Origin of the sequence: Lactiplantibacillus plantarum (assembly GCF_014131735.1) — a bacterium.
GTDB lineage: Bacteria > Bacillota > Bacilli > Lactobacillales > Lactobacillaceae > Lactiplantibacillus > Lactiplantibacillus plantarum.
This window is the reverse complement of the sequence record NZ_CP039121.1, coordinates 3,137,496-3,155,048: the sequence shown is the minus strand read 5'-3', so window position 1 is coordinate 3,155,048 and position 17,553 is coordinate 3,137,496. Positions and strand designations below refer to the sequence as shown.

The following is a 17,553-nucleotide window of genomic DNA, read 5'->3' as shown; positions in this document are numbered from 1 at the left end:
TTAATGCCTCCAAAAAATAAATAATATCCAGACAATAATCGCTGGGCTCAGGGCAAGATAATCGCGCCAATGGGTACGACGCCCGGTTGAGCGCGCGTAATGACCATTGAACCCGCGTGCTTCCATGGCAGCGTATAGTTCTAGCGCATAAGTGTAACTTTTAAGATATAAATTACCAAATAATGCGCCGATTAAACGGTATGGATGAGCCGTTGGGGCGACCGTCCGCAATTCTAGTGCTTCCATCGTCAGCAATAGATGTTGGCCGAGCATTCGTAAGTACGTGATGGCAATGGCCAAAGTCATAATTAATAGATCAGGGCAATGGAGTGCCTTCAAGCCAGCCAATAAATCTTGAAACGGCGTGGTTAGACGGTAATATTGAGCGTTTGCCAGCATTAGACTGGTTTTAAGGCCAAAGAATAATAGCGTGGTGGGACCGGCTAACCAGTAGCTCGGTAATACGAACAGCATGGCCATCCCAACACTGATTAGCCAGCTTCCCATAAAACGGCGCAGTTGGCGTGGAGGTAACCATAATAATTGGCACCCAACTAATAGTGCTAGGCCCCATAACAGAATGAGATTATTACTTAAAGCAATTAAAATGACGAGCAACAGGAGCTGAATTAATTTGAATTGCGGTGCAACGCGCCAATGAGACGTTGCCGTGACTGGCGCTGGCTGTGCTAGTCGACTGAGTAATTGGCGTAGGTGACGCTGATTACGTTGCCAAAATTTCGCTTTAATAGCAGGTGTTGGCGTGGTGGTCGTAGTTTGCAGCCAAGCTGGAATATCAGTGTTGGGACGTGTCGGTTTCATGTTGAAGACCTCGAATCAAAAGTAAGAAAATCAAAACAGCGGTAATGGCCGATAAAATATAACCCACACTGACCGGTAAGCCCGCGATGGCGTAATCACTGAACAGGGCCTGAAAATGGAACCCGTGGACCATTCCTTGAGGCGCGTGAGTACTGATATGTTGTTGCGCTAGCCGTTGCTGTAATTCTTGGGGGCTCCATTCGCCCCAAGCCGTATTGCTAGCCAACAAGCCTAATGGTGATAACACCGCTAATCCGAGTAGCAGTGCGATCCACGGCCGCTGATTGCGCCGAGTGGGTGTCTGATAGAGGTTAGTCGGTGCGACTCGTTTTACAAATTGAAAGACAAGCAGTGTGAAGACGACTTCGACCCAGCCGGCGACTAATAAGTGAGCCGTCAACATTGCGGGTATCGTAATGTTGAGGCCGTATGGGCAGTAGAGCGGCGCACCACTTGCCGTATGAGCCAGTATGGGTTGTAACCCGAGCTCGATACCAGCAACTAGCGCCGCCATATTAATGCCCAAGTAAGCACCAATTGCGAGCCCCAACTTTTCATGGTGCCATTTTTGACCTAGGCGATAGCAGGCGTAGCCGACAAACGGCATAATGACCGCCATATTCAACGCGTTAGCGCCAAAGGCTAGGATACCGCCATCACCGAATAATAAGGCTTGTAGTAGTAACGTCACGGTCAGCGCAAGACACGCCGCCCATGGGCCAATCAAGACAGCTAACAGGGTTCCCCCGACAGCGTGAGCCGTGGTCCCACCTGGAATCGGCAAGTTGAACATCATAATTAAAAAAGCCAATGAAGCGGCGATGCCGAGCATTGGCAGGGTTTCATGATGTTTTTTGATTTGAACTTTAACTTTTAAAACGGCGACGGTCCAGACGGGAGCCATCGCGGTGACCAACGTTCCGCAAGTTGCGGGACTTAAATAATTATCCGGAATATGCACGGATGAGCACCTCACTAATTTGCAATTTGATCTAAGAGGTAACTAACATCTTGAATAATAAATTTGTGATTTTTGACCGTAATGACGCCGTCTGTTCGTAATTCCTTGAGCATCCGGTTGACACTGCTCCGGGAGCTGATACCACAGAAACCGGCAATGTCGTCATTGGTGACCACAAAGTCAATCAGAATCCCTTCGTTAACTTTTCGTCCGAACAAATCAACAAGACTATAGATAAAGGCACAAATGGCCCCTTTTTTACCGTTCATGACCATCCGTTGCAGTCGAAGAATGTTTTCGGACAACTTTTTACGGTAATAATTTTTAACGTAGTTTTGCAGTTCAGGCGTGCTGTTGACGTACTTCCAAAAAGCGACCCGGTTGACCTGATAAAAAGTGGCGTATTCGGACTCAATACGGACGTTAAACGGTTGATCCGTAGAACGAGAAACTTCATCACGCAGCAGGGAGATCACGTCGGGCTTGGCAATATAAGATAAATTATATTCGCGACCGTCTTGTAAAATAATGCTGTTTTTGATGATGCCGTCCTTTAAGACGTACGTATAGTGTTCGGCTAAACCATGATAGGTCAGGTAAGTATGCCGCTTTTTTTTGATTGTCGGCACGTGATGGGCTTCCAAATAACTTAGTAAATATTCAATATCAGTTAATACCATCTTAGTTTTTCAGTTCTTTCGTGAATAATTTTTAAGGTTGAGGTCAGTAAAAATAGCGATTCTCAACAGTAATCACGACGATAACGCTACTTAAGCATAGCGGTTTTCATGATTGTGACAATCGCATTTAAAGTATACATTTGTTAACTATTTTTGAAAACTTAAAATGTAACGGACAAGTTATCCGTCTTCTAGTATAACAAAACGTGCATGTAAAAATTAGTTTTTAGAGAAAGAGGATGGCTAAAAGTCATGGTTGCAATTGATTTACCATATGACAAGCGCACAATTACGGCTCAGATTGATGATGAAAATTACGCCGGTAAGTTAGTGTCGCAAGCTGCAACATATCATAACAAATTATCAGAACAGGAAACGGTCGAGAAGTCGCTGGATAATCCAATCGGCTCCGATAAGCTGGAGGAACTTGCTCGTGGGAAGCATAATATTGTGATTATTAGTTCCGATCACACGCGCCCAGTTCCTTCACATATTATCACCCCGATCCTATTGCGGCGGTTACGGTCAGTGGCGCCCGATGCACGGATTCGGATCCTCGTAGCTACTGGTTTCCATCGGCCATCAACCCACGAAGAATTGGTGAATAAGTATGGTGAAGACATCGTCAATAACGAAGAAATCGTGATGCATGTCTCAACCGATGACAGTAGTATGGTCAAGATTGGCCAATTACCATCTGGCGGCGATTGCATTATTAATAAGGTCGCTGCTGAAGCAGATTTGCTAATCTCCGAAGGCTTTATCGAATCACATTTCTTTGCTGGTTTTTCAGGTGGTCGGAAGTCCGTTTTACCTGGGATTGCTTCATACAAGACGATTATGGCGAACCATTCCGGCGAATTTATTAACTCACCGAAGGCCCGGACCGGTAATTTAATGCATAATCCGATTCATAAGGATATGGTGTACGCTGCTCGGACCGCTAAACTTGCCTTTATTATCAATGTTGTTTTAGACGAAGATAAAAAAATCATTGGGTCATTTGCCGGTGACATGGAAGCCGCCCATAAAGTGGGCTGTGACTTTGTCAAAGAACTTTCTAGTGTACCAGCCATTGATTGTGACATTGCGATTTCGACGAATGGTGGTTATCCGCTTGATCAAAATATTTATCAGGCCGTTAAAGGAATGACCGCTGCTGAAGCAACAAACAAAGAAGGCGGCACGATTATTATGGTTGCCGGTGCTCGTGATGGTCACGGTGGTGAAGGGTTTTATCACAACTTAGCTGACGTTGATGATCCTAAGGAATTCCTGGACCAAGCAATCAACACGCCACGGCTTAAAACTATTCCTGACCAATGGACGGCCCAAATCTTTGCTCGAATCTTAGTTCATCATCACGTGATTTTTGTGTCAGACCTCGTTGATCCTGATTTGATTACGAATATGCATATGGAACTGGCCAAGACGTTAGATGAAGCCATGGAAAAGGCCTATGCGCGCGAGGGTCAAGCCGCTAAAGTGACGGTTATTCCTGATGGTTTAGGCGTTATTGTGAAGTAGTATGGCAACCACAGCAGAAATATTACAACAAGTGGCGGCAGGGCAATTAAGTCCGACGGCGGCTGCCCAACAGTTAGAAGCGGGCAAAACAGCGGCATTAGGTTTTGCCAATGTCGATTTAGATCGTCAACGCCGCAATGGCTTTCCTGAGGTCATCTACGGTGCTGGTAAGACGGCAACCCAAATTGTGGGTATCGTGCAAGCCTTGTCCCAACAGACGTTGCCGATTTTAACGACCCGGTTATCCGCAGAAAAATTCGCGGCACTCCAACCAGCGTTACCAACGGCTGTCTATCATGCCACTGCGCAGTGTATGACGGTCGGGGAACAACCCGCACCGAAAACACCAGGGTACATTGCTGTGGTGACGGCGGGGACCTCCGATCAACCGGTTGCTGAAGAAGCAGCAGTAACCGCGGAAACTTTTGGCAATCGTGTTGAACGAGTCTATGACGTGGGTGTTGCGGGAATCCACCGACTGTTTGCCAAGTTGGATGTGATTCGTGGTGCCCGGGTGGTCATTGTGATTGCGGGCATGGAAGGTGCGCTGGCCAGTGTCGTTGGTGGACTAGTTGATAAGCCCGTGATTGCAGTGCCGACCAGCGTTGGTTATGGTACTAGTTTTCAAGGTATGACCGCGCTATTGACCATGCTCAATAGCTGTGCGTCGGGGATTACCGTTGTCAACATTGATAACGGCTTTGGTGCCGCCTACTCAGCTAGTATGATCAATCAAATGTAAGATTCAGTTAACTGAACAAGGAGAAGATAAATGCAAACACTTTATTTAGACGCTTTTTCGGGGATTAGCGGTGATATGTTTCTGGGCGCGTTACTCGATTTAGGACTTGATTTTGAGCAATTAAAAACCGAATTGGCTAAGTTACACGTGCACGGTTATGAATTAACGCAGCAACGGGAAGCCCAGAGTAGCATCTATGGCACGAGCTTTGATGTTCAGGTTGCGGGTGGTAAGGACCATGGTTTTGTGGAACATCACCATCATCAGCATGAAGCTGGGCATCATCATGATCATGAAGCGCGTCATTTAGCTGATATTGAGGCGTTAATTGACGGCAGTGACTTATCAGATACCGTGAAACACCACGCGAAAGCGATCTTTATGGAAATTGCGCAAGCGGAAGCAGCGGTTCATCACATGCCACTAGCTGAAGTTCATTTCCATGAAGTGGGCGCGTTGGATTCGATTGTTGATATTGTGGGCTGCTGTATTGGGTTGGAATTGATGCAGATTGATACCATCATGGCTTCACCGTTAAGTGATGGTAGTGGTTTTATTAACGTTGCCCATGGTCAGATGCCAGTTCCCGTACCAGCCGTGATGCAGATGCGAGTTGGTAGTGCCATTCCGATTCAACAACGGTTGGATGTGCATACTGAATTGATTACCCCCACTGGGATGGGCTTGGTCAAGACGCTCGTACGTGAATTCGGACCGTTACCGGAAAATGCCGTGCCAACTAGAGTTGGTTATGGGTTTGGTAAACGGGACACGGGTGGTTTCAATGCACTGCGAGCCGTATTATTCGAAAAAAAAAACTAAGTCAGCAAATCGTTAACCGGACGGCTGATGCTGTCTTAATGATTGAAGCTAATCTGGATGATCAGACGGGTGAAGGACTGGGGTACGTGATGAACCAGTTATTAACGGCGGGCGCATACGATGTGTTTTTCACGCCCATTCAGATGAAGAAAGATCGGCCGGCGACAAAGTTAACGGTTTTGGGAAACGTTAACGATAAGGACTTACTGACTAAGTTGATTTTACAAGAAACGACGACGATTGGTGTACGTTACCAGACGTGGCAACGTACTATTATGCAACGGCACTTCCTGACGGTCGCAACGCCGTACGGTGACGTTCAAGTTAAAGTGGCGACATATCAAGATATTGAGAAGAAGATGCCGGAATATGCGGATTGTGCCCAGCTGGCGCAGCAATTTCATATTCCGTTTAGAACGGTCTACCAGGCAGCCTTAGTGGCGGTAGATCAATTAGATGAGGAGGCGTAATTTTTTGGTACATCAGTTGATTGCTGAATTTATGGGCACAGCCCTAATGATTATTTTTGGGGTGGGTGTTCATTGTAGTTCCGTATTAAAGGGAACCAAGTATCGGGGTTCCGGTCATATTTTTGCCATTACAACTTGGGGTTTTGGGATTAGCGTTGCCTTATTCATTTTTGGCAATGTTTGCATTAACCCGGCAATGGTTTTGGCGCAGTGTCTATTAGGAAATATCGCATGGTCTTTATTTATTCCGTATTCCGTTGCGGAAGTGCTTGGTGGGGTCGTGGGCTCAGTGATCGTTTGGATCATGTATGCTGATCATTTTAAAGCCTCAACAGATGAGATTTCACCCATTACAATTCGGAACTTATTCTGTACGGCACCAGCCGTTCGTAACTTACCGCGGAATTTCTTTGTGGAATTATTTGATACATTTATTTTTATTTCGGGTATTTTAGCGATTTCTGAGATTAAAACGCCGGGAATCGTGCCAATTGGCGTTGGCCTACTTGTATGGGCCATTGGGATGGGACTTGGTGGTCCAACTGGGTTCGCAATGAACTTAGCTCGAGATATGGGGCCCCGGATTGCCCACGCCATCTTACCAATTGCCAATAAAGCCGATAGTGATTGGCAATACGGTATCATTGTGCCAGGAATTGCGCCCTTTGTCGGGGCAGCAATTGCCGCTTGGTTTATGCATGGCTTTTTTGGAATTAATTAAATTAAATAGAAGAAGGGTTTTATTATGGCAACATTAGCAACAAAAAAAGCAACGTTAGTAGCAGCATTAAAGGATTTACAACGGGTCACCGTGGCCTTTTCTGGTGGGATCGACAGTACCTTAGTTTTGAAGATGGCCCTCGATGTTTTAGGCCGTGACAATGTGACCGCTGTGGTTGCGAACTCTGAATTATTTACGGATGAAGAATTCGATAAAGCGATGAGCTTAGCCGAAGAACTAGGTGCTAACGTTCAAGGAACTACGCTAGACTACTTGAGCGATGACCACATCAAGAACAACACGCCTGATAGCTGGTACTATGCGAAGAAGATGTTCTACAGCCGGTTGAATGACATTGCGGCTAATAACGGTAGTGCCGCTGTCTTAGACGGTATGATCAAGAATGATGAAAATGATTATCGTCCTGGTTTGAAGGCCCGTAGTGAAGCGGGGGCCCGGAGCTTGTTACAAGAAGCTGATTTCTTCAAGACTGACGTTCGGGCCTTGGCACAAGAACTCGGTTTGACGAACTGGAATAAAGTGGCGTCATGCTCTGTATCTTCACGGTTCCCATACGGGACGACGTTGACACATGACAATATTGCTCAAGTAATGGCCGCCGAAAAATATTTGCGTAGTTTAGGTTTTCCAACGGTCCGGGTTCGTTTCCACAATGATATTGCGCGGATCGAATTACCAGAAGCACGAATTGGTGATTTCTTAGTCTTTAACGACCGCGTTAACCGTCAATTACAATCACTTGGATTCCGCTACGTTACCCTTGATTTAGGTGGCTTCCGTAGTGGTCGGATGAATGATACGTTGACCAAGGCACAATTGGCCACTTTCGCCTAGGCCTAATCAAATTAATGATAGTGGTGTCGGGATTAATCGGAGATGGGCGGCTGAACGGCGGTGATCATGGTTCATTCGCCCACCCGATGATAATCGTAACCCCAGCCGATACGCACATGTTGCGATTATCGCCTGACACCCCAAAAAGCGCAGTTCAAGGCCGCCCTTGAGCTGCGTTTTTCGTATCTTCATTTTTAGATCAACAGGCGTCAAAAGTCACGACGAGTTTACCAACGACTTGACCAGCTTGGAGTTGTTGTAAACCACTTACAAGTTGGTCACGGTGCAAGACCTGAGTAATTAGTGGGTCGACCTTGCCAGTTTGGACCAAAGCTAATAAGGCGGCGGTCATTTGCCCAAGATCGGCAACTTGCGCTGGGTTACCGCTACGGTGGGCACCACCGAGGTCCAATTTACTGATAGTTACAACTTGATTACTTGGAAAGTGGTCCGGAGTTGCTAATACACAGACAAGCTGGCCATTGTAAGCTAAGCGCGGTAAGTCCGCATCAGCATGACCAATGGTATTAATGATCAGATCAACACCGTGCTGCTGCGTTAGGTCTTGAATGCATGTGGTCACATCTTCATGATGGTAATCGATTTGGGCATCGGGATGCAGCGGTGCCACGAAGGCTTGCTTGGCCTGTGAAACGGTCGTGAAGACGGTCTTGCCAGCAGCCTTAGCGAGTTGAATAGCCATACTGCCTACACCGCCCGCACCTGCATGGATCAGCACAGTTTGCGCGGCATTTAAATTGGCTTTGCGCAGGAGGGCCTGATAAGCCGTCAATCCAGCGCAGAGACTAGCGGCGGCTGCTTCAAAGCTCACAGTCGTTGGAATCTTAGCTAGCACGGCTGCTGGTAAACTCACGTATTCGGCAAACGTCCCATTATTGGCGAGATTAGCGTGCCCACAAACTCGTTCGCCAGGCCGAAAATTAGTGACCTCAGCGCCAACCGCTTCCACGATTCCAGCTGTGTCTAGTCCTAGTGTGTGTGGATATTGCCAGGCGGCGTTACCCGCCGTAACTAATTTAAAATCTACCGGATTGAGCCCGACTGCTTGGGTCTTGATCAACACCTCAGTTGGCCCGAGGTTGGGCATGGGCCGTTCTTGCCATTGAAGCTGTTTCATAGTTTGAGCGGATGGATCTGGCACAACAAGTGCTTGCATCTTCAATCACTCTTTTCTTAAAGGCATATTTGCTTTTTATTATAACCGGTCGCGGCGGTGAATTTAAACTTTAATGCCTAATTAATTAAGTAGCAATGAGGGTGATTCGGCTAACGGAAAGATTGACGTTAGCGGTTACAATCGTTAGACTAAGGTTAGTAATTGAATATTTTTAAACACTAGGGGTGTCCAAAAATGGGCTGAGATGGTGCTGTAAGTGCCGATCCCTCTGAACCTGTAAGCTCAAACTTGCGTAGGAAAGTGTCACAGCTAATGTTAGCGGCCACTGGATCAATGCATGTTGATTGGTGGTCGTTTTTGATTGGTGTGACGGTCAATGAGGAGGAGAATTGCTATGGAATTACAATTATTGAATACTTTACGGGATCACAATCCGATTGTTTTTAACATTGCCAATTTTGTTACGGTTCAAGACGTTGCCAATGGGCTAAACGCGTTAGGGGCCTCGCCAATTATGTCAGCTGAAGTCCAAGAAGCAGAGACGATGGTCCAAATTGCCGGGGCAGTTTGCATTAATTTAGGAACCTTGACCACCACCCAGATTGATCAAATGCGAGTGGTTGGTAAGCTTGCTAATCAGTATCATAAGCCAGTCGTTCTTGATCCGGTGGCCGTCGGGGCGGTCCCTTATCGAAAAGAAGTCGCGCTAGCATTACTATCTGATTTTCAAGTCGATGTTATTCGGGGCAATGCTGGTGAAATTGCGGCATTGGCTGGCATGGATTGGCAAGCGAAAGGCATTGATGCGGGGAGCGGTCAGGGCGACCTGGTTGAAATTGCTCAAGCTTGTGCACAGCAATTTCAATGCTGTGTCATATTGTCGGGACCTACTGATGTTATTACGGATGGTCGGCGCGTTGTTAAAGTCGCTAATGGTACCCCGCTTTTCCAACGTCACGTGGGCTCGGGCGATTTACTTTCTAGTATCGTCGCGGCTTTTACAGCCGTTAGTCCAACCGATATTTACCAGGCGGCGCAAATGGCTTGCTTAGTCTTAGCGGGAGCGGGGGAACTTGTCGCCAGTCAGCTGACGGCCGATCGTCCCGCCACATTTGCCATTGATTTGATTGACCGGCTGAGCTTAGTGACAGTGTCAGAAATTCAAACAATTGCTAAAGTTGATTAAATATAATGAAGGGTCGCGAGATTTAATGAATGAATTTCCACAAGTGGCAACGATTGCTGGTACGGACAGTGGTGGCGGTGCCGGTGTCATGGCCGATTTAAAAACGATGCAGGCACGTCACGTTTTTGGTACCGCGGTAGTCGTTGCCGTGACAGCTCAAAATACATTGGGGGTCCAAGATTTTATGGCAATGCCGACGAAGCTCATTGACGAACAATTTGCTTCGTTAGCAGCTGACTTAGACATTCGCGCTTGTAAAACGGGGATGCTTGCAGATGCTGAACATGTCCATGCCGTCGTTGAGAACTTGAAACGAGTTGATTTTGGGCCGCTGACAGTTGATCCAGTCATGATTGCGAAAGGCGGGGCGGCGTTATTAGCCGCGGATGCGATTAAAACGGTTCGCGACGAACTGATCCCGTTAGCGACTGTTGTGACACCGAATTTACCGGAAGCAGAACGATTAACCGGTCAGGCAATCACTAGTAATCAAGCGATGGTTACAGCTGGACATGCGCTACAGGGGTTAGGTGCTGACAATGTCATTATTAAAGGTGGGCATGGTGATAATCCTGATTTAGCTAATGACTTCGTATTGTTGGCTGACGGGACCGCCTTTTGGCTTTCGGCTCCACGGATTGATACGGTGCGGACCCACGGCACGGGAGATACTCTATCGGCATGTATTACCGCCGAATTAGCAAAAGGACGGTCAATGGCTGCGGCCATTAAAACGGCTAAGGCGTACGTTGCTGGGACGATTCAGGATGGTATCCAGGTCGGGCATGGTCATGGCCCGTTGAATCATTGGGCAACCCCAAGTGAGCAGGTGATCGTTCATGACGCTTAAATTTGAACCCACACAATTACGTGCTTATTTTGTGTGCGGGACACAAGACGTGCCGGGACAGGATCTGAATGTGGTCGTCCAAACGGCCTTGGATGCAGGCATCACGGCATTTCAATACCGAGATAAAGGCAATAGCCAGTTGACTACGGCTGAGCGTTTTGCATTGGGGCAGCAGCTGCGGGAACGCTGTGCGCAAGCGCATGTTCCCTTTATCGTCGATGATGATGTCGAGCTGGCACTCGCACTGCAAGCAGATGGGATTCACGTTGGTCAAAAGGACGACCGGGTGACACAAGTTATTCAACGGGTCGCTAATCAAATGTTTGTCGGTTTGTCTTGTTCAACCTTAGCTGAAGTGCAGATTGCTAACCAATTGGAAGGCATTGCCTATCTTGGTAGTGGTCCCATCTTTCCAACGACATCTAAGGCCGATGCGGATCCAGTAGTCGGTCTGACGGGCTTGCGACAATTAGTCGTGACTGCAACCTGTCCCGTTGTCGCCATTGGCGGAATTACTGTCGCGCAATTGCCAGCTATTGCGGCTACTGGTGCGGCTGGCGCTGCGGTGATCTCAATGTTAACGCGTAGTCCCGATATGGCTGCCACGGTCAAGGCGATGCTAACGGCTACGGAGGGTCACTGATGAAACATGACGGGATTTTTCGGAGCCAATTTTTACTGTGGCTCGGTGCGGCTATCTCAATTGCCGAAATCTTAACAGGTACGCTGATGGCACCACTGGGGCTGACACGCGGATTGGCTGCGATTGTATTGGGGCACTTGATCGGCTGTGGCCTGTTCTTGGTTCCAGCCGGCTATTTGGGGGCTAAATTACACCAGTCCGCGTTAGCGTCAGCCCAACTGGCTTTTGGTCGCGGCGGGGTGTTACTAGCGTCAGGACTCAACGCCTTGCAACTCGTTGGCTGGACGGCGGTGATGATCGTCAATGCTCAGTTAGCCATGAACAGTATTAGTGGAAAGCTATTTGGCTTTCGAAGTCCGCTATTAATGGCAACCATCGTGGCGATTTTGATTATTGCGTGGTTGCTCATGGGTAGTCAGTTACTGTTCAAAATCAACAATGCCGTTGTGGGCTTGTTGGTGCTCGGGACGGTGTTAATGCTCGTAATGGTATTTATGGCACCGACAACTAGTCAGTCGGTATCAACGACTAGTATGACGTTTGGGCAAGCAGTGGAATTGAACGTTACGATGGCACTCTCATGGTTGCCACTAATTGGTGATTATACCCAGCGTGTTGATCGTCCTTTACCAGTCGCACTAGTCAGCGCGGGTGGCTATATGTTAGGCAGTTTAGTGATGTTTGTGACGGGGCTATTAGTTGTGTTACGGACAGGGCAAACTGATATCACGGCATTGCTGACGCGGTCCGGTTTAGGATTGGTTGCATTGCTGATTATTGTTTTCTCAACGGTGACGACGACATTTTTAGATACTTATTCGGCCGCCACGAGTTTGGCTAATCTGACCGATAGCCGCTATGTTAATCGATTAGCCGTTGGTGTGACGGTAGTTGGGCTATTGATTGCGCTGACGGTTGCCATGACGTATTATCAGAACTTCCTGTATTTGATTGGTTCGGTCTTCACACCGCTATATGCTATTATCTTCGTCACGTACTTTGTGCGGCACGCTACGTTACCATACTGGTTGAACTTTTGCTGGTGGGTTGTGGGGATTGTCGCCTATTATCAGTTACAGGCCATTGATTTCATTGGTGGCACGACGCTATTAGTATTGGTTGGGCTGAGCATCGCCGTCTGGTTGACGGGAATTATCGTCAAACCAACCGAGCTCGAATATCGCGAGCTTAGTCATTGACAATTAGATGTAAAAAGTAAATGATAATCCCATTGGTAATACGCATGTTACCGTGGGATTTTTTTGAGAGAGGGCGACAGAATGGTTAAACCGATAATTGGAATCGCACCAGGCGTTGTGACAGTGAACAGCCAGATGTTCCCGGGGCGGGTCCGTGATTATGTGAATCGTGATTATTTGAAATCAGTAACGGATAATGGCGGTGTGCCATTGGTATTACCGGTAACGACCGACGCAACGACGATTGAACGATACGTTGGAATGATCGATGGTCTACTACTTTGTGGTGGTGCAGATGTGGCCCCATTGACGTATGGGGAGGAACCCCAGCCTAAATTGGGTGGGGTAGATCCGGAACGGGATCAGTATGAAATTGCGCTGATTCGTGCCACCCACGCCGTTGGTAAACCGGTGCTCGGTATCTGTCGGGGCTTACAAATCTTAAACGTGTGCTATGGTGGCAATCTTTATCAGGATATGAGTGAACTACCAGCTGGTCAGGGTACCTTAAAACATATGCAAGGACAATTGGCCGCTTACGGCATGCATCACGTGAAGGTCGTACCAGGTACGACCTTGGCTGAATATTTAGGCACCACTAGTGACGCAATCACGGTCAATTCATTTCATCATCAGGCCGTGAAACAAGTGGCAACGGGCTTTCAGGTGGTGGCCCAAAGTGCGGATCAGGTTGTTGAAGCAATTGAGGCGACAGCTGGTGGTCTACAGTTGGGTGTCCAGTGGCATCCAGAAATGATGCAACAAGTAAACTCCGTGCAGGCGCGGTTGTTTGCGGCGTTTATGCGGGCTTGTGTGGCGTAGATAGCATTGACTAGCAAATTGATAAAATTGGGCGTGGTTATTCTGAATTGTAGGATAACCACGTTTTTAATGTGCAGCCGCAAAACTAATGAATGTTTCGCGTGAAACATCTGAAATGGTGTTGGCAACTAGATAACTAATCCAAGATATTGTAAGCTGACGTGTAAAACAATTCGTAAAGCTGTTAATACTGGCAACGCTTTCGTATAATGGAATAAAGTTATTGTTAAGGGGGTGACCGCTATGGAACGAATTGAAGCTGGCATGAGCGTAATGACGTTGAAGAAGCAGACCTATCGGGTTATCGCTGTGATTAATCAGGGGCAAGAACTGTTAGTTCGCGCCCACGAACCAGAAACAGCTGACATTGAAATAATTCCAGTGACCACAGTTGTTCAAGTAACTGAACAAAATTCAACAGGCGATGCAGCCGTCTCATTGGATACAGTCACGGTCGTTGGCGAACGGTATGTCGATGATATTGTGGCAACGTTAACGACGCTCAGAGTGGATATGGCGGTGTTGCTCCAGCGAGAAAGTGGCAATCAATACGATGATAATGCCATCTCAGTGTGGACGTTGCAACATGCTAAGTTAGGCTACATTGCCCGGTATCAGAATCAGCCGTACGCGGCACTGATGGATCAGGGACAACGATTGTACGGCATCGTGACGGTATTAGATCAACAAAAACAGCATCTTGAATTGATGCTATGGCGGACTACTGCAGTCCCAAGTCCGATTGAGGCGTTGCAAATCCGCCAACGATTGGCTAAGCCGAGGACAAATTTAGGGGCGGTGCCAACGCATTCGTTACAGACACCGTTAGGAACAATTGTCATGATGTGCAATGGTCACCCGATTAAGTATCAGCAGGTTCCGTTATCGCCATGGTTGACGCCCGCTGATGAATTACACGTCACCAAACGTTATCTATTAACGCCTGATTGGTCACAAGTGCCGCCGGACAGCCTCATTACTTGTCAAGTGACGGCGAAGGCCGACGTGGTTCAGCGGTGGCAAAATGAACACATTTCAGCAGCGGTCTTAACGAACGCTAGTAGCTTTTATGTGGTTGGTATCAGTGCTCAAACCAAGACGGGGCTGAATGATAACTTGGTCGATGATGCTGCGCAACCCGCGGTTATTTACCGAGTTGGCCAGGTTAGTGCACATATGCAGGCCGGCTTCATGGTCAGCTGGGCGCCGTTTGGTGATCCGCGCGTACAACCAGCACTGAAATTAGCATTGCACTTCTCCTCACAACCGCTAGTTCCTTACCATCCAGTAACACCTAGTCGCACCAACGCGACGTTTACGCAGCAAGAGTTGGCAGCCTTGTTAGTCTCCGCATTACCAAATTATCAGGGTGGTCAACGCTTAGAACCAAGTGTGACAGCGATAACGGTAGAAAAATTGCGGCAGACGTTAGGTGATCAGACGTATCATGCGCTGGCGAATTATCAGCGTCATGTTCAGCTAGTTGCGGGTAGTACGGAAGGTGTCAACGAGACCTTGTTACAGGCGTTGATTCATGCAGTCACGTATCATGAGTTGACGACCATGCACTACTACCAGCCGACTGTAGGGATGGTCGACCAGGTTATTTATCCGATTCAATTATTTAGCACCACGACTAAGGATGAGGATGATGCGCAATTAGTGGGTTGCTTAGCGCTTTACAATTACGAAACATTTGAAATCCAACAGGTGCCGCTGACGGCAATTGCTCGTATCGCGATTATTGCCGATCCGGAGCATCCCAAGACAACACCGGAGACGGAAAGTCCGGATTGGTTACGCATATTTTTACATGGGTGGAATGACGATTTTTGAACGAACAGTCAAAAATTAATTTGCTTACGACTTATAAGTATTCGTGATACAAGCCAGATTGAATTCGATAAAAAATCCCGCTGAGGCTTTAAACTCAGTGGGATTTTTGGTTAGGTTATTTGGTTGCCGAATGGGTCTGTAAATATTCCTGGGCGGCGTGAATCATATCTGCATTTTGTTGATTTAACAATGGCGGCAAGTTGTCGAAGTCAAAGTAGTCGAGTTTGAGTGTTTCATCAGTGGCTTGGGTCAGAACGTGGCCGCCAATGGGTTTTACAAGAAAGAGTGCACTGATTGTTTGAGCTACATCGCCGTTAGGATAGGCCGTCTCGCCTTTATCAAAGATGCCGATGCGATCAACAACTTCGACATCAATGCCACTATCTTCCTTATATTCCCGCACGCAGGCCGTGGCATACGTCTCACCGTATTCTAGATAGCCACCGGGTAAACTCCAGTTATGCGTATCGGTACGAAGGTTCAGCAAGACTTGTTGCTGATCGTTGACTAAAATACCAGCAGCCGTATTCAAAATGATTGGTTTGTGACCAACCAAAGCCCGAATTTCTTTAATGTAATTTGCCATGATGAAACCTCGTTTCTAGTTTAATTACCCTTATTATACCGATAATTCTGACTGAAAGCTGTTTGTTGATAAATTTATACGAAGCATGCTCGAACCGCGTTAGAGCAAGTACATACTGACTATGTGTCACTAAATCCGTTTGCGTCGGTGCACTTTTTTAGCTAAGATAAAAGCTATATACTGTCAGCCGTGATAGTGTGAGTTCTTTGATTTTATGAAAAGAGAGTAATTTATGCAGAGAAAATTAAGTACGGGCCAGATGCAAATGATTGCACTGGGCGGCACGATCGGAGTGGGCCTATTTATGGGATCCAGCTCAACGATCAAGTGGACCGGGCCGTCAGTGCTAATTGCGTACATCGTATCAGGGGCCTTTCTATACCTGATTATGCGGGCACTAGGTGAGATGCTGTATGTCGATCCGAATACCGGTTCGTTTGCCAAGTTTGCTTCTGAATATATTCACCCCGTTTTTGGATACTTGACGGCTTGGAGCAACATTTTTCAGTTCGTCGTTGTTGGGATGAGTGAGATGATTGCACTAGGCGGCTACTGCCGGTATTGGTGGCCGAACTTGCCAGATTGGATTCCGGGCCTAATTGCCATTGTATTCTTATGCGCGGCCAACCTTATCTCGGTTAAAATGTTTGGGACGCTGGAAACCTGGTTCTCACTTATTAAAGTGGTGACGATTATTCTGATGATTATTGCCGGTTTAGGTCTGATTATTTTTGGTATTGGTAACGGCGGTCATCCAATTGGAATCAGTAACCTGTGGACCCATGGTGGTTTCTTCACTGGTGGGGTGAAGGGCTTTGTCTTCGCACTAGCAATTGTGTTGGCGTCGTATCAAGGGATTGAATTGATTGGAGTCACAGCTGGTGAAGCTGAAAATCCACAAAGCACGATCGTTAAAGCGATTCGTTCAACGGTTGCCCGGATTTTAATCTTTTACGTGGGGGCCATCTTCGTAATTGTCAGCATTTACCCCTGGGATAAGTTAAGCCAGATTGGTTCACCGTTTGTACAGACATTTGCCAAAATTGGGATTACCGCTGCGGCTTCGATTATCAACTTCGTGGTTATTACGGCTTCCTTATCGGGAACAAATTCTGGAATTTATAGTGCGAGTCGAATGACTTACACGTTGGCGGAAAGTCACCAGTTACCAAGGAAGATGACTTTATTAAATCGTCATGGAGTACCATTTTATTCCGTTATTGCGATTGCGACCGGGATTCTAATTGGAGTCGTCTTGAATGTTGTATTACCAATGTTTTTCAAGGACGCTAGCGAGATTTTCGTGATGGTTTACAGTTCGAGTGTCTTGCCCGGTATGGTACCGTGGTTTGTTATTCTAGTGAGTCAAATTGCGTTCCGTAAGCAAAACGCGGCCAAGATGGCGAACCATCCTTTTAAAATGCCATTATCACCCTATTCAAATTATTTAACGTTGGCCTTCCTCGCGTTAACACTGGTCTTCATGTTTATTAATCCGGAAACGCGCTACTCAATTTTAGTCGGTGTTGTATTTCTGGTCATCATGACATTGATTTATTTCCGTAAATACGCCGGTAACAAGGAAGAAACGTTGTAATCAAGAGTACTTGCCAGTAAATGGTAAGTGCTTTTATTTTGGGCTTTTATTGCGTTAAAATTAGGTGTCAATATAATTATCAGGAAAAGTGGTGGC

At 47.0% G+C, this 17,553-nt stretch carries 18 protein-coding genes and 1 riboswitch; of the genes, 13 read left to right on the top strand and 5 right to left on the bottom strand.

Annotated features, from left to right (window positions below; translation table 11 throughout):
• From E5260_RS14875 to E5260_RS14865, 3 genes are read right to left on the bottom strand one after another with little or no spacing between them, the layout of a single operon-like run.
• Window positions 1-822 carry an energy-coupling factor transporter transmembrane component T gene (locus E5260_RS14875; RefSeq protein ID WP_003641708.1) on the bottom strand — a complete coding sequence of 274 codons (822 nt, stop codon included), beginning with the start codon at window positions 820-822 and terminating at the stop codon, window positions 1-3.
• Window positions 797-1,783 carry a cobalt transporter CbiM gene (gene cbiM / locus E5260_RS14870; protein ID WP_003641709.1) on the bottom strand — a complete coding sequence of 329 codons (987 nt, stop codon included), beginning with the start codon at window positions 1,781-1,783 and terminating at the stop codon, window positions 797-799. Before cbiM ends, E5260_RS14875 begins: the two co-directional genes overlap by 26 nt.
• Before the next feature lie 14 nt (window positions 1,784-1,797).
• Entirely contained in the window at window positions 1,798-2,463 is a 666-nt protein-coding gene (locus tag E5260_RS14865; RefSeq protein ID WP_003641710.1) for a Crp/Fnr family transcriptional regulator, read from the bottom strand.
• Between the two features lie 252 nt (window positions 2,464-2,715).
• Here E5260_RS14865 and larA point away from each other — a divergent pair, with 252 nt between their 5' ends.
• From larA to larE, 6 genes are read left to right on the top strand one after another with little or no spacing between them, the layout of a single operon-like run.
• Window positions 2,716-3,990, top strand: a complete 1,275-nt coding sequence (gene larA, locus E5260_RS14860; protein ID WP_003641711.1) for a nickel-dependent lactate racemase — start codon at window positions 2,716-2,718, stop codon at window positions 3,988-3,990.
• A gap of 1 nt (window position 3,991) precedes the next feature.
• Entirely contained in the window at window positions 3,992-4,732 is a 741-nt protein-coding gene (gene larB, locus E5260_RS14855; protein ID WP_003641712.1) for a nickel pincer cofactor biosynthesis protein LarB, read from the top strand.
• Between the two features lie 30 nt (window positions 4,733-4,762).
• Window positions 4,763-5,554, top strand: a complete 792-nt coding sequence (gene larC, locus E5260_RS14850; protein ID WP_003641713.1) for a nickel pincer cofactor biosynthesis protein LarC — start codon at window positions 4,763-4,765, stop codon at window positions 5,552-5,554.
• Window positions 5,555-5,592: 38 nt separating this feature from the next.
• Complete coding sequence (larC2, locus tag E5260_RS14845) at window positions 5,593-6,024, top strand: nickel pincer cofactor biosynthesis protein LarC2 (RefSeq protein WP_003641714.1); 432 nt, start codon at window positions 5,593-5,595, stop codon at window positions 6,022-6,024.
• Between the two features lie 4 nt (window positions 6,025-6,028).
• Window positions 6,029-6,745 carry a D/L-lactic acid transporter LarD gene (gene larD / locus E5260_RS14840; RefSeq protein ID WP_003643656.1) on the top strand — a complete coding sequence of 239 codons (717 nt, stop codon included), beginning with the start codon at window positions 6,029-6,031 and terminating at the stop codon, window positions 6,743-6,745.
• A gap of 24 nt (window positions 6,746-6,769) precedes the next feature.
• Window positions 6,770-7,600, top strand: a complete 831-nt coding sequence (larE, locus tag E5260_RS14835) for an ATP-dependent sacrificial sulfur transferase LarE (RefSeq protein WP_003641716.1) — start codon at window positions 6,770-6,772, stop codon at window positions 7,598-7,600.
• A gap of 199 nt (window positions 7,601-7,799) precedes the next feature.
• On the opposite strand, the gene E5260_RS14830 is transcribed toward larE, so the two are convergent.
• Window positions 7,800-8,777 carry a zinc-binding dehydrogenase gene (locus E5260_RS14830; RefSeq protein WP_003641717.1) on the bottom strand — a complete coding sequence of 326 codons (978 nt, stop codon included), beginning with the start codon at window positions 8,775-8,777 and terminating at the stop codon, window positions 7,800-7,802.
• Window positions 8,778-8,948: 171 nt separating this feature from the next.
• A riboswitch (TPP riboswitch) is annotated at window positions 8,949-9,054 on the top strand.
• 78 nt (window positions 9,055-9,132) lie between these two features.
• On the opposite strand from E5260_RS14830, the gene thiM reads away from it, so the two are divergent.
• The 6 genes from thiM to E5260_RS14800 all read left to right on the top strand — a co-directional run bounded on the left by thiM (window position 9,133) and on the right by E5260_RS14800 (window position 15,274).
• Window positions 9,133-9,924: a hydroxyethylthiazole kinase gene (gene thiM, locus E5260_RS14825; RefSeq protein WP_003643659.1), complete on the top strand. Its 792-nt coding sequence runs from the start codon at window positions 9,133-9,135 to the stop codon at window positions 9,922-9,924.
• 25 nt (window positions 9,925-9,949) lie between these two features.
• Window positions 9,950-10,774 (top strand): bifunctional hydroxymethylpyrimidine kinase/phosphomethylpyrimidine kinase, encoded by an 825-nt coding sequence (gene thiD / locus E5260_RS14820; RefSeq protein ID WP_003643660.1) that lies wholly within the window; start codon window positions 9,950-9,952, stop codon window positions 10,772-10,774.
• On the top strand, window positions 10,764-11,417 hold the full coding sequence (gene thiE, locus E5260_RS14815; protein ID WP_003641720.1) for a thiamine phosphate synthase: 654 nt from the start codon (window positions 10,764-10,766) through the stop codon (window positions 11,415-11,417). The genes thiD and thiE overlap by 11 nt, the downstream gene beginning before the upstream one ends.
• A complete protein-coding gene (cytX, locus tag E5260_RS14810; protein ID WP_003641721.1) occupies window positions 11,417-12,616 on the top strand; it encodes a putative hydroxymethylpyrimidine transporter CytX in 1,200 nt (399 codons plus the stop codon). The genes thiE and cytX overlap by 1 nt, the downstream gene beginning before the upstream one ends.
• Before the next feature lie 81 nt (window positions 12,617-12,697).
• Window positions 12,698-13,438, top strand: coding sequence for a gamma-glutamyl-gamma-aminobutyrate hydrolase family protein (locus E5260_RS14805; protein WP_003641722.1), 741 nt, complete (start codon window positions 12,698-12,700; stop codon window positions 13,436-13,438).
• 243 nt (window positions 13,439-13,681) lie between these two features.
• Window positions 13,682-15,274 (top strand): HIRAN domain-containing protein, encoded by a 1,593-nt coding sequence (locus E5260_RS14800; protein ID WP_003641723.1) that lies wholly within the window; start codon window positions 13,682-13,684, stop codon window positions 15,272-15,274.
• 115 nt (window positions 15,275-15,389) lie between these two features.
• On the opposite strand, the gene E5260_RS14795 is transcribed toward E5260_RS14800, so the two are convergent.
• The gene (locus E5260_RS14795) at window positions 15,390-15,860 is read right to left on the bottom strand and encodes an NUDIX hydrolase (RefSeq protein WP_003641724.1); all 471 of its coding nucleotides are present in this window, start codon (window positions 15,858-15,860) and stop codon (window positions 15,390-15,392) included.
• Between the two features lie 232 nt (window positions 15,861-16,092).
• On the opposite strand from E5260_RS14795, the gene E5260_RS14790 reads away from it, so the two are divergent.
• Complete coding sequence (locus E5260_RS14790; RefSeq protein WP_003641725.1) at window positions 16,093-17,457, top strand: amino acid permease; 1,365 nt, start codon at window positions 16,093-16,095, stop codon at window positions 17,455-17,457.
• The last annotated feature ends 96 nt before the right edge of the window (window positions 17,458-17,553 follow it).

What these genes read in the sequence shown, in the direction of transcription:
- larB (WP_003641712.1), top strand. Translation starts at nt 3,992, where the DNA reads ATGGCAACCACAGCAGAAATATTACAACAAGTGGCGGCAGGGCAATTA.
- E5260_RS14875 (WP_003641708.1), bottom strand. Translation starts at nt 822, where the DNA reads ATGAAACCGACACGTCCCAACACTGATATTCCAGCTTGGCTGCAAACT.
- larA (WP_003641711.1), top strand. Translation starts at nt 2,716, where the DNA reads ATGGTTGCAATTGATTTACCATATGACAAGCGCACAATTACGGCTCAG.
- E5260_RS14830 (WP_003641717.1), bottom strand. Translation starts at nt 8,777, where the DNA reads ATGCAAGCACTTGTTGTGCCAGATCCATCCGCTCAAACTATGAAACAG.
- larC2 (WP_003641714.1), top strand. Translation starts at nt 5,593, where the DNA reads ATGATTGAAGCTAATCTGGATGATCAGACGGGTGAAGGACTGGGGTAC.
- larC (WP_003641713.1), top strand. Translation starts at nt 4,763, where the DNA reads ATGCAAACACTTTATTTAGACGCTTTTTCGGGGATTAGCGGTGATATG.
- E5260_RS14805 (WP_003641722.1), top strand. Translation starts at nt 12,698, where the DNA reads ATGGTTAAACCGATAATTGGAATCGCACCAGGCGTTGTGACAGTGAAC.
- E5260_RS14795 (WP_003641724.1), bottom strand. Translation starts at nt 15,860, where the DNA reads ATGGCAAATTACATTAAAGAAATTCGGGCTTTGGTTGGTCACAAACCA.
- thiE (WP_003641720.1), top strand. Translation starts at nt 10,764, where the DNA reads ATGACGCTTAAATTTGAACCCACACAATTACGTGCTTATTTTGTGTGC.
- E5260_RS14800 (WP_003641723.1), top strand. Translation starts at nt 13,682, where the DNA reads ATGGAACGAATTGAAGCTGGCATGAGCGTAATGACGTTGAAGAAGCAG.
- larE (WP_003641716.1), top strand. Translation starts at nt 6,770, where the DNA reads ATGGCAACATTAGCAACAAAAAAAGCAACGTTAGTAGCAGCATTAAAG.
- cytX (WP_003641721.1), top strand. Translation starts at nt 11,417, where the DNA reads ATGAAACATGACGGGATTTTTCGGAGCCAATTTTTACTGTGGCTCGGT.
- E5260_RS14790 (WP_003641725.1), top strand. Translation starts at nt 16,093, where the DNA reads ATGCAGAGAAAATTAAGTACGGGCCAGATGCAAATGATTGCACTGGGC.
- E5260_RS14865 (WP_003641710.1), bottom strand. Translation starts at nt 2,463, where the DNA reads ATGGTATTAACTGATATTGAATATTTACTAAGTTATTTGGAAGCCCAT.
- thiD (WP_003643660.1), top strand. Translation starts at nt 9,950, where the DNA reads ATGAATGAATTTCCACAAGTGGCAACGATTGCTGGTACGGACAGTGGT.
- thiM (WP_003643659.1), top strand. Translation starts at nt 9,133, where the DNA reads ATGGAATTACAATTATTGAATACTTTACGGGATCACAATCCGATTGTT.